The sequence below is a fragment of the Streptomyces sp. NBC_01089 genome (genome assembly GCF_045162975.1).
Taxonomy (GTDB): Bacteria; Actinomycetota; Actinomycetes; order Streptomycetales; family Streptomycetaceae; genus Streptomyces.
In genome coordinates this window covers 6,084,249-6,097,216 of sequence record NZ_CP108660.1, presented here as the reverse complement: position 1 = coordinate 6,097,216, position 12,968 = coordinate 6,084,249, and the positions used below count along the sequence as shown (strand labels likewise).

General features: G+C 71.6%; 14 protein-coding genes. 7 read left to right on the top strand and 7 right to left on the bottom strand.

The features are described 5' to 3' along the window. The first annotated feature begins 18 nt into the window (after positions 1-18). The 4 genes from OG510_RS27410 to OG510_RS27395 all read left to right on the top strand — a co-directional run bounded on the left by OG510_RS27410 (position 19) and on the right by OG510_RS27395 (position 3,816). Positions 19-663, top strand: a complete 645-nt coding sequence (locus OG510_RS27410; protein ID WP_406140303.1) for a class I SAM-dependent methyltransferase — start codon at positions 19-21, stop codon at positions 661-663. Positions 664-724: 61 nt separating this feature from the next. Beyond that, positions 725-1,669 carry an N-acetylmuramoyl-L-alanine amidase gene (locus OG510_RS27405; RefSeq protein WP_406140301.1) on the top strand — a complete coding sequence of 315 codons (945 nt, stop codon included), beginning with the start codon at positions 725-727 and terminating at the stop codon, positions 1,667-1,669. A gap of 111 nt (positions 1,670-1,780) precedes the next feature. Continuing rightward, positions 1,781-2,650, top strand: coding sequence for a hypothetical protein (locus tag OG510_RS27400; protein ID WP_406140299.1), 870 nt, complete (start codon positions 1,781-1,783; stop codon positions 2,648-2,650). Positions 2,651-2,805: 155 nt separating this feature from the next. After that, a complete protein-coding gene (locus OG510_RS27395) occupies positions 2,806-3,816 on the top strand; it encodes an LLM class F420-dependent oxidoreductase (RefSeq protein WP_406140297.1) in 1,011 nt (336 codons plus the stop codon). 79 nt (positions 3,817-3,895) lie between these two features. Here OG510_RS27395 and OG510_RS27390 read toward each other — a convergent pair whose 3' ends face one another. The 5 genes from OG510_RS27390 to OG510_RS27370 all read right to left on the bottom strand — a co-directional run bounded on the left by OG510_RS27390 (position 3,896) and on the right by OG510_RS27370 (position 8,667). Next, positions 3,896-4,672, bottom strand: a complete 777-nt coding sequence (locus OG510_RS27390) for a maleylpyruvate isomerase family mycothiol-dependent enzyme (protein WP_406140295.1) — start codon at positions 4,670-4,672, stop codon at positions 3,896-3,898. A gap of 45 nt (positions 4,673-4,717) precedes the next feature. Further along, positions 4,718-5,275 carry a hypothetical protein gene (locus tag OG510_RS27385; RefSeq protein WP_406140293.1) on the bottom strand — a complete coding sequence of 186 codons (558 nt, stop codon included), beginning with the start codon at positions 5,273-5,275 and terminating at the stop codon, positions 4,718-4,720. A 192-nt stretch (positions 5,276-5,467) separates the two neighbouring features. After that, positions 5,468-6,547, bottom strand: a complete 1,080-nt coding sequence (locus OG510_RS27380) for a prenyltransferase (RefSeq protein ID WP_406140291.1) — start codon at positions 6,545-6,547, stop codon at positions 5,468-5,470. Beyond that, positions 6,544-7,275 (bottom strand): class I SAM-dependent methyltransferase, encoded by a 732-nt coding sequence (locus tag OG510_RS27375; RefSeq protein WP_164265932.1) that lies wholly within the window; start codon positions 7,273-7,275, stop codon positions 6,544-6,546. Before OG510_RS27375 ends, OG510_RS27380 begins: the two co-directional genes overlap by 4 nt. Positions 7,276-7,344: 69 nt before the next feature. Beyond that, on the bottom strand, positions 7,345-8,667 hold the full coding sequence (locus OG510_RS27370) for a glycosyltransferase family 4 protein (RefSeq protein ID WP_164265931.1): 1,323 nt from the start codon (positions 8,665-8,667) through the stop codon (positions 7,345-7,347). A 210-nt stretch (positions 8,668-8,877) separates the two neighbouring features. Between OG510_RS27370 and OG510_RS27365 the strand changes: the two genes are divergently transcribed. Further along, the gene (locus OG510_RS27365) at positions 8,878-9,486 is read left to right on the top strand and encodes a TetR family transcriptional regulator (protein WP_406140290.1); all 609 of its coding nucleotides are present in this window, start codon (positions 8,878-8,880) and stop codon (positions 9,484-9,486) included. A gap of 40 nt (positions 9,487-9,526) precedes the next feature. Here OG510_RS27365 and OG510_RS27360 read toward each other — a convergent pair whose 3' ends face one another. Together OG510_RS27360 and OG510_RS27355 are read right to left on the bottom strand one after the other, a co-directional pair. After that, positions 9,527-9,760, bottom strand: coding sequence for a ferredoxin (locus OG510_RS27360; RefSeq protein WP_406140289.1), 234 nt, complete (start codon positions 9,758-9,760; stop codon positions 9,527-9,529). Further along, positions 9,760-11,235: an aldehyde dehydrogenase gene (locus OG510_RS27355; protein WP_406140288.1), complete on the bottom strand. Its 1,476-nt coding sequence runs from the start codon at positions 11,233-11,235 to the stop codon at positions 9,760-9,762. Before OG510_RS27355 ends, OG510_RS27360 begins: the two co-directional genes overlap by 1 nt. Before the next feature lie 199 nt (positions 11,236-11,434). On the opposite strand from OG510_RS27355, the gene OG510_RS27350 reads away from it, so the two are divergent. Both OG510_RS27350 and OG510_RS27345 read left to right on the top strand, forming a co-directional pair. Further along, complete coding sequence (locus OG510_RS27350; protein ID WP_406140286.1) at positions 11,435-12,508, top strand: MBL fold metallo-hydrolase; 1,074 nt, start codon at positions 11,435-11,437, stop codon at positions 12,506-12,508. 195 nt (positions 12,509-12,703) lie between these two features. Continuing rightward, the gene (locus OG510_RS27345; protein WP_164265926.1) at positions 12,704-12,964 is read left to right on the top strand and encodes a hypothetical protein; all 261 of its coding nucleotides are present in this window, start codon (positions 12,704-12,706) and stop codon (positions 12,962-12,964) included. The last annotated feature ends 4 nt before the right edge of the window (positions 12,965-12,968 follow it).

Genomic DNA, 12,968 nt, shown 5'->3' with positions numbered 1-12,968 from the left:
CGTAGCAGGAGGATCCCCATGGCCGCCGCCCCCACGCCAGCGACCCTGGCCGCGTTCGAGGCCGCCAAGGGATTCATGCCCGCGGACGAAGGGCTCGCGCTGTACGAGGCGGCCGCGCAGGCCGCCGGTCTCGGCCTCCCGCTCCTGGAGGTCGGCACCTACTGCGGCCGCTCCACCCTCCTCATCGCCGACGCCGCGCGCGCGGCCGGGGTCACCGCGATCACCGTCGACCACCACCGCGGCAGCGAGGAGCAGCAGCCCGGCTGGGAGTACCACGACCCCTCCGTCGTGGACCCGGAGGTCGGCCTCATGGACACCCTCCCCACCTTCAGGCGCACCCTGCACAAGGCCGGTCTCGAAGACCATGTGATCGCGATGGTCGGCCGGTCCCCGCAGGTCGCCCGGGCCTGGGGCGGACCGCTCGGCCTGGTGTTCATCGACGGCGGCCACACCGACGAGCACGCGAGCGGCGACTACGAGGGCTGGGCCCCGCACCTCGCGGACGGCGGGCTGCTGCTCGTCCACGACGTCTTCCCCGACCCGGCCGACGGCGGCCAGGCCCCGTACCGCGTCTACCTCAGGGCTCTCGCGTCCGGCGCCTTCACCGAGATCTCCGTGACCGGCTCGCTCCGCGTCCTGCGGCGCACCGGCACAGGCATCTGAGCCCCGCCGGCACCTGACGGCGGCCCCACCCCCAGGTGCCGTGCCGGTCTAAGCTCGCTCCGTGCTGTACGACGACGATGACGACCACCGCCCCGCCCTCTCCCGCCGCCTCCGTACGCCCGGGGTGATCACGGTCGCCGCCCTGGTGCCCGCCTGTCTGGCGGGCTGGCTGATCTGGCACGCCGTGGGCGGTCCCGACGACAGCGTGTCGGCGAAGAACCCGGCCCCGGCGCCCACCGGGGGCAGCACCCCCGGCGCCGCTCCCACGCACACCCCGACCGGGACGACCGGCGACGACAAGCCCGGCCGCGGTGAAGCGGCCGGTCACGGACCGCTCGCGGGAAAAGTCGTGGTGATCGACCCCGGGCACAACCCGAACAATTACCGTCACCCGACCGAAATCAACCGCCGGGTGAATATCGGTAAGGGCACAACAGAGTGCGACACCACCGGCACTTCGACCAATAACGGTTATGCCGAGGCCCGCTTCACGCTCGATGTCTCGCACCGGCTGCGTTCGCTGCTCGAAAAGCAGGGGGCGAAGGTCGAGCTCACCCAGAACGACGACCACAGTTTCGGCCCCTGCGTCACCGAACGGGCCGCCGCCGGCAATAAAGCGAAAGCGGACGCGGCCGTATCGGTGCACGCCGACGGCTCGTCCGTCGGCCACCGCGGCTTCCATGTGATCCTTCCCGCCCTGGTCAAAGCGGGTGCGGCCAACACCGCGGACATCGTGGCCCCGTCGCGCGACCTCGGCACCAGGATCGCCGGAACGTTTGTCCGGGATACCGGAACCGCGCCTTCCAACTACATCGACGGCGGTACGGGGTTGGACACCAGGAGCGATCTCGGCGGCCTCAATCTCTCAACTGTGCCCAAAGTGTTCATCGAATGCGGCAATATGCGTGACCCCAAGGACGCCGCTCTGCTCACCAGCGCGAGCTGGCGCCAGAAGGCCGCACAGGGGATCGCGGACGGCATCAGCGGCTTTCTCCACGCGGAGTGACGAGACCCGACACACGACCCGCAGGGGCAGACGATAGATTCACCCCTACGATGGGGAGCCGCCCCCGAGCTCCACGCCGCCCCGACGAGCCGACCTACTAAGGATTCTTACGTGAACATCCGCTCCCTCACACGAGGCGACGGCGTGGTGATCGGAGCAGCGGTGGTGCTGTTCATCGCCTCGTTCCTCGATCTCACCTCTTACGGCAATCAGTGCAGCGGTTCGTACTGCGCCAACCTGGACAACCCCAGCGCCTGGGACTCACTGGGCACGCTGATGGGCATCTACCTGGCCGGCGTCATCGGGGCCGCCCTGATCACCGTGGCCCGCGCCCTGCCGCAGCCGCGCAAGGTCGTCGGCCTCGACATGGCCCAGTTCGGTGTCGCGTTCACCGTCTTCGCCGCGTGGACGGCCTTCTGGACCCTGATCGACGCGTCGAACCGGGGGGCCGGTCTGATCCTCGGGTTCATCGCGGCGCTGGTGCTCGCGGGCGGAGCTGTCGCGGGGCCGCTCGTGCCCGCGCTCAAGGGCCCGCTGCTGAGCGCCCCGAAGCCTGCGGCCATGACGCCGTCCCCGTACGGCGTGCAGGCGGCCGGTGCGCCCGGCCAGGGCTACGGGTACCCGGGTGCGCAGGCCCAGCACCCCTACGGCGCCCAGCCGCAGCCGGGGCAGGCGCAGCCCGCGGCGTTCGGAGGCCAGGCCGGGCACCCCGGTCAGCCGCAGGACACCCAGCAGCCCGCCCCCACCCAGCAGTCCCAGCCGGCGGCAGCCGCCCCCGCGGGGGAGTTCGCGCCGTTCTGGTTCGCGGTTCCGGTGGCCCGTCCGCTGTACGCGGAGGACGGTTCGCCGTCCCCCATCGCCGAACTGGCCCCGGGGACCTGGTACCTCGCGGTCGAGCAGCGCGGCCCCGGTCTGATCGCACAGACGCAGGACGGCCGGCGCGGTGTGCTCCAGGACACCACCGGTATCCAGCGCGGCTGAAGCCCCGCGCTCGCGGCCTGCCCTCGGGGCAGGCCGGGTCGAACCCCGGCCCTGACGTGCGACTCCTCACGGCCCCCGCCCCTTCCGGGCGGGGGCCGTTGCGCCTAAAGTCGCCTGGCGACTCGTCAGATACCGTGCGACCGGAAGGCTTCACGATGCGGCTAGGACTCGCCCTCGGCTACTGGGGCCGTGGCCCGACACCCGGCCATCTCGAACTGGCCCAGGAGGCCGAGCGCCTCGGCTACACGTCGGTGTGGACCTCCGAGGCGTGGGGCTCCGACGCCTTCACCCCGCTCACCTGGATCGCGGCGCACACCTCCCGTATCCGGCTGGGTACGGCGATCGCGCAGATGGCGGCCCGTACCCCCACCGCCACCGCGATGCACGCCCTCACCCTGGACCACCTCTCCGGCGGCCGGATGATGCTGGGCCTGGGACTTTCGGGCCCCCAGGTGGTGGAGGGCTGGTACGGAAGGCCCTTCCCCCGCAGCCCGCTCACCGCGACCCGGGAGTACGTCGACGTCATCCGCCAGGTCCTGAGGAGGGAGGCGCCGGTCGAGCTGGACGGCCGCTTCCACCAGCATCCGTACCGGGGCGCGGACGCCACCGGAATCGGCAAGCCGCTCAAGCCGATCACCCATCCGCTGCGGGCCCAACTGCCCATCCTGCTGGGGGCGGAGGGGCCGAAGAACATCGCCCAGACCACCCGGATCGCGGACGGCTGGCTCCCCCTGTACTGGTCACCGACCCGCTCCGACGTCTACGACGCGTCGCTCACCGGGCTCCCCGACGACTTCATGATCGCGCCGCTGGCCCGTGCGCAGGTCTGCGACGACGTGGCGGACGGCCTGCTCCCGGTGAAGGCCATGCTGGGCTTCTACATCGGCGGCATGGGGCACGCGGCCCGCAACTTCCACGCGGACCTGATGGCGCGGATGGGCTTCGAGGCCGAGTCGCACCGGATCCAGGAGCTGTTCCTCGCGGGCCGCAAGGAGGAGGCGGTGCTGGCCGTCCCGGACGCGTTCGCCGACGAGATCTCGCTGGTGGGACCGCGCCAACGGATCAAGGAGCGGCTGGAGTTGTGGCGCAAGGGCCCGGTGACCGACCTGCTGGTGGCAGCCCCGGACACCACCACCCTGCGGGTGCTGGCCGAGCTGAACACCTGAGCCCCACCGCCGTCCGACCACGCCCCACCGCGCCCTGCTGTCCCGCCCGCCCGGAGCGGGACAGCAGGGCGGACACGGCCTAGAACGAGGCCCGCTCCAGCCAGAAGTCCAGCAGCTCCCGGTCCCCCAGGACCTCCACCCGGTCGCTCGTCGCGGGCAGCCGCCGGTAGAAGACCTGGAGCACATCCACCAGCGGCCCCCGGAGCGCCACCGTCGCCTTCTCGTGCCCCCGGCGCCAGCTGAACCCGTCGTCGCCGAACTCGATCAGCCACTCCGCGTCGGCCGCGTCCGTGGCATGCAGATGGATCGACCGGCCCGCGCCCCGCAGATCGGCCACGTCCTTGTCGCCCGACGCCTGGGCGAAGGCCAGGATCTCCAGCCACTCGTCGATGGTGTCGGCGGCGACCTCCGGCTCCACCTCGAACGGCACACCCGCCGTCAGCGCCGCGTCCGCCCGGTGCACGGCCGTCTCATGGACCATCCTGCGCGCCCAGAACCCGGCGCGCCGGTCGGCCGCCCATGTCCAGACCGCGGCGTCAGGGCCGGCCTCCCGCAGGGTCGCCGCGAGGCGCGCGGCGCCCGCTTCCAGCCAGGTGTCCAGAGCCGCGGGAGCGTCGTCGGGCGCACCCTCGCTGTCCGGCACCTGGTCGGGCGGAACGGCCTCCGTCGCCTTCGTCCGTACGATCGCCTCGGCCCAGCGGTGCGCGCGGCCCACATGGCGGGCCAGCTCGCCCAGGCTCCAGTCGGGGCAGGTCAACACCGTCGCCGTCAGGTCGGCTCCGGTCAGCGCCGACCTCAACAGGCCGGTCTGCCGCAGCAGTTCGTCGCAGTAACGGTCATGTCCCAGTAGCGTCATAGCCCTACCCTAGGATCCCGACCTGATCAGCCCGGCTGATTCAGGTCAGCCACCGGACAGCTGGCCGCCGGACGGAACCTTGTTCTTGACCTCGGCGCCCGCGCTCTTCCCCGCGTCCTTCACCGAATTGATCACGGAGTCGAAGCTTCCCGCCGCGCCGCCGTCCCCCTTGCGCAGCTTGCCTGGCAGGCTCTTCAGTGACGCGACACCGGCGGTGAGCGGCGCCACCGCCTTGGCCAGCAGCGGGTCGCCCTTGGCGTTCTTCAGAGCGGCCTTCAGCCTGTTGTACGCGAAGGTGCCGGCCAGCCCCGCCTTGATCAGCGTGAAGGTCCGGTGGTCCGCGCCCTTCTTGAACTTGCCCTTCTTGTACGGCTTCACGATCCACTGGTAGGTCGCACCGGCCGCGAGCCCCGCGTTGGCCACGAAGCGCGTCTTGGCCAGCTTCTGCTTCTCGGCGGTGCTGGTCGGTGAAGCGGATGCGGCCGGAGCGGCCGATGTGGTGTGCCTGGCGGTGTCGCTGCCGCAGGCGGTGCCGCCTGCCAGCAGCGCGCCGGACAGGACCACGGCGACTGCGGAGCGGCGGAGCGGGGCCGATGTGACCACGGCGGACCTCCGGGGACCGGGAGCGGATGGGGCGCACGGGGACGCGGACTGTGTACGCCGTACAGCCGCAGCGTCACCCGGACGCGCGGGCACCGCGACCCGGGGCGGTCCGTACGGGTTCCCCGCCCGGCCGCCACGTACGGATCTCCCGTACGGATTCACGCGGCGGTGCGCCCGGCCCCGGGCGCACCGTCAGCGGCAGCAGTCGGGTTCGAGCCCGGACGGCAGCCGCTCCGCGCCGAAGACCGCGGTCGTCGCCTCGTCCCCGCCGAGCGCGGCCACCGCGAGCAGCAGCGACCCCGCGGTCCAGCTGGTGCGCTCCAGCGGCCACAGCGCCCGGTCGTCGAACACATAGCCCGTCCAGTACATGCCGTCGTCCGCCCGCAGGTGTCCGATCGACTGGAGGATCTCCAGGGCCCGGTCCGACTCCCCCATCACCCAGAGCGTCAGGGCGAGTTCACAGCTCTCGCCGCCGGTCACCCAGTTGTTGGGGAGCACACAGCGCACCCCGAGGCCGGGTACGACGAAACGGTCCCACTCCGCGTCGATCCGCTCCTTCGCCGCGGCTCCGCCGACCGCGCCGCCGAGCACCGGGTAGTACCAGTCCATCGAGTAGCGGCTCTTGTCCAGGAAGCGCTCGGGGTGGCTGCGGATCGCGTGCCCCAGCGCCCCGGTCGCCAACTCCCAGTCGGGCTGCGGCTCCTCGCGCTCCTCGGCGAGCGCGAGCGCACAGCGCAGTGCCTGGTAGACCGATGAGGAACCGGTCAGCAGCGCGTCCTCGACCGCCGCCCCGCCCTCGTCCGCCGGCTCCCTCTTCCAGCCGATCTCGCCGCCCGGCTGCTGGAGCTGGAGCACGAACTCGACCGCCGCGTACACGACGGGCCACATCCGGTCGGCGAACGTGTCGTCGCCGGTGGCCAGATAGTGGTGCCAGACGCCGACGGCGACATAGGCACAGAAGTTGGTCTCCCGGCCCCGGTCGGTGATCCGTGCCGGGTCGCCGTCCTGGTAGGCGGCGTACCAGGAGCCGTCCGCGTTCTGGTGCCTGGCGAGCCAGTCGTACGCCCGCTCGGCGGCCTCGTGCTCGCCCGCGGCGTCCAGTGCCATGGCGGCCTCGGTGTGGTCCCAGGGGTCCAGGTGGTGCCCGCGGAACCACGGGATCGCGCCGTCCTCGCGCTGGACGGCGAGGATCCCGGCGACCGTGCGGGCGGCCTGCTCGGCGGTGAGGACTCCGGGCAGGACGAGATGTTCCGTACGGCCCGGTGAGGTCACGCGCCCACCCGCGGGGTGTGCGGCTTGGTCGCGTACGCCACGAAGCTCTTGCCGACGACCGGGTTGAGCGCGCGCTCGGCGAGCCGGGTGGCCAGCGGCTTCTTCATGATGTCCCAGACCAGCAGCTGGTGGTAGGCGCGGACCGGCAGCGCCTTGTCGTTGTCGACGCCGAACGCGCACTTGAGCCACCAGTACGGGGCGTGCAGCGCGTGCGCGTGGTGGCTGCCGTACGGCCGCAGCCCCGCCTCACGGATCTTGCCGAGCAGTTCGTCCGCCTTGTAGATGCGGATGTGGCCGCCCTCGACCTCGTGGTAGGCGTCGGAGAGCGCCCAGCAGACCTTCTCGGGTCCGTACCTGGGCACGGTGATCGCGATCCGGCCGCCGGGCTTGAGTACCCGGACCATCTCGGCGAGCACGCCCTTGTCGTCCGGGATGTGCTCCATGACCTCGGAGATGATCACGACGTCGAACGAGGCGTCGGGGAACGGCAGGTTGAGCGCGTCGCCCTCCATGGCGGTGGCGGTGGCACCGGCCGGTGCCTCGCCCTCCTCCTTCATGGCGGCGAACCACTTGGCGACCTCGCGGATCTCCTCGCCGTTCTGGTCGAGCGCCACGACCTGCGCGCCGCGCCGGTAGCACTCGAAGGCATGCCGGCCCGCGCCGCAGCCGAGGTCGAGCACACGGTCGCCCGGGGCGAGCGGGAAGCGGGAGAAGTCCACGGTCAGCACGGGGGTCTGCCTTCTTCGCTAGGAGGATGGGAGGGGGTGGCCCGAGGGCCACTGGGGGCCCTCGGGGGCCTAGGCCGACACGGACGGGGTGCCGGGGCGGCGGGCCGCGATGGCTTCGCGGTAGCGCTCGGCGGTGCCGATGGCGGCCTGCTTCCAGGTGAAGCGGGCCAGGACACGCTCCCGCCCGGCCGTGCCGAGGCGGGTGCGGAGTACGGGGTCGGCGAGCAGCCGGGACAGGGCGCAGGACAGCGCGCCCGCGTCGCCAGGCGGCACCGCGAGGCAGGTCTCGCCGTCGGCGCCGGTCACTTCGGGGATGGCCCCGCCGGTCGTCGCGACCAGCGGGGTGCCGGTGGCCATCGCCTCGGCAGCCGGCAGTGAGAAACCTTCGTAGAGCGAGGGCACACAGGCGATCTGCGCGCCACGCACCAGGTCGACCAGTTCCTGGTCGCTGATGCCCTTGACGAACCGGACCGCGCCGTCGAGTCCGTACCGCTCGATGGCCTGCGCGACCGGCCCGTCCTCGGCACGCCTGCCGACGACGACGAGGTGGGCGGCCGGGTGCTCGGTACGGAGCTTGGCGAGCGCCTCGACCAGGTGGACGAGGCCCTTGAGCGGTACGTCGGCGCTCGATGTCGTCACGATCCGGCCGGGCACCTCGGCCACGGCCGGGTCGGGCGACCAGAGTTCGGTGTCGGCGCCGATGTGCACGACGTGGATACGGTCCCGGCGCACCCCGAGGTCCTCGATGATCTCCTGCTGCGAGGAGCCGGAGACGGTCAGGACGGACGGCAGCCTGCGGGCGACCCGCTTCTGCATCCGGGTGAAGCCGTACCAGCGGCGTACGGAGGCGCGGCGGCGCCAGCCGTCGGCGGCCGCCAGATCGAGCCGCCGGTCGACGGTGATGGGGTGGTGGACGGTGGTGACCAGAGGGGCGCCGAGGTCGCCGAGCAGCCCGTACCCGAGGGTCTGGTTGTCGTGGATGACGTCGAACTCGCCGCGCCTGGCGAGGAGATGGCGCCGGGCGCGCAGCGAGAAGGTCAGCGGCTCGGGGAAGCCGCCGGTCCACATCGTGCCCACCTCGACGGCGTCGATCCAGTCGCGGTACTCGTCGCGTCCCGGGGTACGGAAGGGGTCGGGGCTGCGGTACAGGTCGAGGCTGGGCAGCTCGGTGAGCGGTACGCCCTCGTCCAGCACCGGGAAGGGCTGGGCGCCGATCACCTCGACGCTGTGGCCGAGCCGGGCCAGCTCCCGTGAGAGGTGCCGGGCGTAGACGCCCTGGCCTCCGCAGAAAGGATTGCCCTTGTACGTGAGGAACGCGATGCGCAGTGGACCCTGGGCGCCGGCGGCGGATCCGCCGGCGAGGGGGCCCGCTTCTATGGCCTCAGCTGTCACACTCGGCCCCCTTCTCGCAGCAGTCCCGGCGGAGCGTAGTCGCTCACGCTAATCTAGAACAAGTTCTTGCAAGCCTGGGGCCCGAGGGGGCGCCCCCGGAAGAACTCGGCCAGACTTGATCGTTCAATGAGCTTCGAATCTACCGGCAGGTAGCTCCGTCGTAACAGCCGGATCGGGTGATTCGCGCCACGGCGGGATCGGATGGGACAGATGACTGTGGAAGCCAAGCCTGCGTCGCCGGCCCTGACGGAACGGCAGGAGGCGCGCCGCCGCCGGATTCTGCACGCGAGCGCCCAGCTGGCCAGCCGCGGCGGCTTCGACGCGGTGCAGATGCGTGAGGTCGCCGAGTCCTCGTCGGTGGCGCTCGGCACGCTCTACCGGTACTTCCCGTCGAAGGTCCATCTGCTGGTCGCCACCATGCAGGACCAGCTCCAGCATCTGCACACCGCCCTCCGCAAGCGGCCGCCCGCGGGCGACACCCCCGCCGAGCGGGTCGCCTCGACCCTGATGGGCGCCTTCCGCGCGCTCCAGCGCGAACCGCATCTGGCGGACGCGATGGTGCGCGCGCTGACCTTCGCCGACCGGAGCGTCAGCCCGGAGGTGGACACCGTCTCCCGGCTGACGACGGCGATCATCCTGGACGCGATGGGCCTGGAGCGCCCGACCCCCGAACAGCTCTCGGCGGTCCGGGTCATCGAGCACACCTGGCACTCCGCGCTGATCACCTGGCTGTCCGGGCGGGCCTCGATCGCCCAGGTGAAGATCGACATCGAGACGGTCTGCCGGCTGATCGACCTGACCCGCCCGGACGGCGACTGACCCCGCCCGGCGGGCGACGACGCGACTTTGCGGACACCCCCTAGTCGTCCGGCGGGAAGACCGTCTCGCCGCTCTCCAGGAGAGTGATCACGATGGCCTCGACCGGGCAGCCCTCCGCCGCGGCCAGCACCTTCTCGTTGGCGTCGGTCTCCGGTGTCTTCGGGTGCGACTGGCGCGCCGAGTCGAGCGCGAAGCCGTCCGGCGCGTGGTTCACACACATCCCGGAGCCGATGCAGACGGACCGGTCGACCTCCACGTGCCAGCGGTCCCCCATTACTCCGCCCCGCCCGCCGCCGGTTCGTACCCGGCGGGGAGGTGGATCATCTTGTGCTCGAAGTACTCGCCGTACCCCTCGGGCCCGAACTCCCTTCCCACACCGGAGTTCTTGTAGCCGCCGAACGGCCCGAGCATGTCCAGGCTGAACGTGTTCACGCTGTACGTGCCCGTCCTGACCCGGCGCGCGATCTCGATGCCGTGCTCGACGTCGGCCGTCCAGACACTGCCGCTGAGGCCGTAGTCGGAGTCGTTGGCGATCTTCACGGCCTCCTCCTCGTCGCCGTAGGGCAGCAGGCAGATCACCGGGCCGAAGATCTCCTCGCGGGCGATCCGCATCGAGTTGTCGACGTCCCCGAAGAGCGTCGGCTCGACGTACCAGCCGCTCCCGGGGGACGCCGGACGGCCGCCGCCGGTGAGGATCTTGGCGCCCTCCTCCTGGCCGGTGCGGATGTAGTCGAGGGAGCGCTGCTGCTGGCGGCGCGCCACCAGCGGGCCGACCTCGGTCTCCGGGTCCATCGGGTCGCCGACCTTGAGCGCGCCCGCGGCGGCGGCGAACGCCTCGGCGATCTCGTCGTACCTGCTGCGCGGGACCAGGATCCGGGTCTGGGCGACACACGCCTGCCCGTTGATCATCCAGGCGAACGGCACGATGCCCGCGACCGCCGCCTCCAGATCGGCGTCGGGCAGGATGATCGCCGCGGACTTGCCGCCCAGCTCCAGGGTGACGCGGGTGAGGTTGCGGGCGGCGACCTCCATCACGCGCTTGCCCGCCGCGACCGATCCGGTGAACGACACCTTGTCGACACCGGGGTGCCCGACCAGGTACTCGCTGACCTCGCGGTCGGCCGGGAGGATCGACAGCACGCCCTTCGGCAGTCCGGCCTCACTGACGATGTCGGCGAGCACATAGGCGTCCAGCGGGGTCTCCGGCGAGACCTTCAGGATCGCCGGGCAGCCCGCGAGCAGCGCGGGGGCGAGCTTGGCGGCGGCCGTGAACTGCGGGACGTTCCACGGCACGACCGCGGCCACCACCCCGACCGGCTCACGGCGTACGAGCAGCTTGCCGAGGGCGCCGTCGCGGTGCTCCTCGTACGGGAAGGCGCGGGCGGTCGTGATCGCCGCGTCCCACACCATCATCGCGGCGAGCGCCTGGACCATGGTGCTGGAGGTGTACGGGGTGCCGTTCTGCGCGCTGATGACCCGGGCGATCTCCTCGTACCGCACGGCGAAGGCGTCCTTGATCCGGGTGATCACCTCGATCCGCTCGTCCAGTGACATCCGGGGCCAGGGGCCCTCGTCGAACGCCTGCCGCGCCACGGCGACAGCGCGGTCCACATCGGCCTCGGAGGCGTGCGGCACGCGTCCGATGACCTGCTCGGTGTGGGGCGAGACGACTTCGATGACGTCGGTGCCGAGTGGTTCCGCCCACTCCCCGCCGATGAAGAGCTGCCGGTGTTCCACGAGCTCGGTCATGACTGACTGCCTCCCGGGGGAAACTTTCTGACGCTGTATCAGAAACTGATACCAGTTCCACTTCGCATCCGGAACCCCCGGAGGGCGCCCGGACCGACCGGATCCCACCCGGTGGGACCCGCCACCCCATTGGAACCCGTTCTAGTTATAGTGAGCCGGGCGGGCAACCGCAGGGACCCCGGAGAGAGTTGAGGACGCCATGGCGCAGGTGACCGAGCACGGCGGAGGCGTCTGGTCCATCGAGGTCCCGATCCCCGACAACCCGCTGGGCCACACCCTGGTCCATGTCGTCGAGACGGACAGCGGCCCCGTACTGATCGACACCGGCTGGGACGACCCCACGTCCTGGGACGCGCTGACCGCGGGCCTCGCGGAGCTCTCCCTCGGCATCACGGACATCCACGGCGTGCTCATCACCCACCACCACCCCGACCACCACGGCCTCTCCGGCCAGGTGCGCGAGGAGTCCGGGGCCTGGCTCGCGATGCACGCGGCCGACACCGAGGTCGTCAAGCGCACCCGCGGCGCCGAACCGGCCGTCTGGCTGGAGTACCTCACCCGCAAACTCGCCGCCGCCGGAGCACCCGACGAGCACATCGAACCGCTCCGCCGGGCCCGCGCATCCGGCGGCACACGGACGCTGCCGGGGCTGCGGGCCGCCGTTCCCGACCGCGAGATCGTCCCCGGTGACCTGCTGCCGCTGCCCGGCCGCAGGCTGCGCGCCATCTGGACGCCCGGCCACACCCCGGGCCATGTCTGCCTCCATCTGGACGAGGAGCACCCGGCGAACCGGCCGGGCAACGGCCGGCTGTTCTCCGGTGACCATCTGCTGCCGGGCATCACCCCGCACATCGGCCTCTACGAGGACCCCGACGACGCCACGGTCACCGATCCGCCCCCACTCTCGACTCCGCTCGAGCGGGGGGACCCCCTTGGCGACTACCTGGCCTCCCTGGAGCGGATCGGCCGGCTGGCGCCCGCCGAGGTGCTCCCCGCCCACCAGCACGCGTTCACCGACGCGGCCGGCCGGGTAAGGGAGTTGCTCGCCCACCACGAGGACCGCCTCCGGGATCTGCAGGCCCTGCTCGCCCAGCCGCTCACCGCCTGGCAGATCGCCGAGCGGATGGAGTGGAACCGCCCCTGGGAGCAGATCCCGCACGGCTCGCGCAACATCGCGGTCTCCGAGGCCGAGGCCCATGTGCGCAGGCTGGTCAAACTGGGGCACGCGGAAGCCCTCACCGACAACGACCCCGTCACCTATATAGCGGTATAGCCGGGAAAGTCACCCCGGTCCTGTCCCGTACCGGCGGGAGACGGCCGGTGGTCCCCCGGGATACGTCCGTCCGGCCGCCCCCGTACCGCTCCCCCGCCGGCGCCGAACTCAGGACCAGCGGAGGATAGTCCGCTGGTCGGAGTAGCGTTAGGGTCATGCATTCAGTACCGCACATCACGAGGGGGGCGGCCGCCGATGGCGCCGGACGAGGCTGTGATCGGCTGCACGGGGAAGCTGATCCTGGCCACGCGCGGATCTGCCGGCCCCGGTGAGGTCCTGGTCCAGGTCAGAGGTGGCTGGGAAGCCTTTCTCGCCTGGTCCCAGGAGCCTTTGTCGTACGGGGCGACAGTGCTCGTGATCGAATCCCGCGGTACTCGCCAGGTCGACGTCATCGAGTGGGCCGATCCCGTGGATCCGCTGGATGCGCTGACCCTCGACCCCGGCGACAGCGACTAAGGAG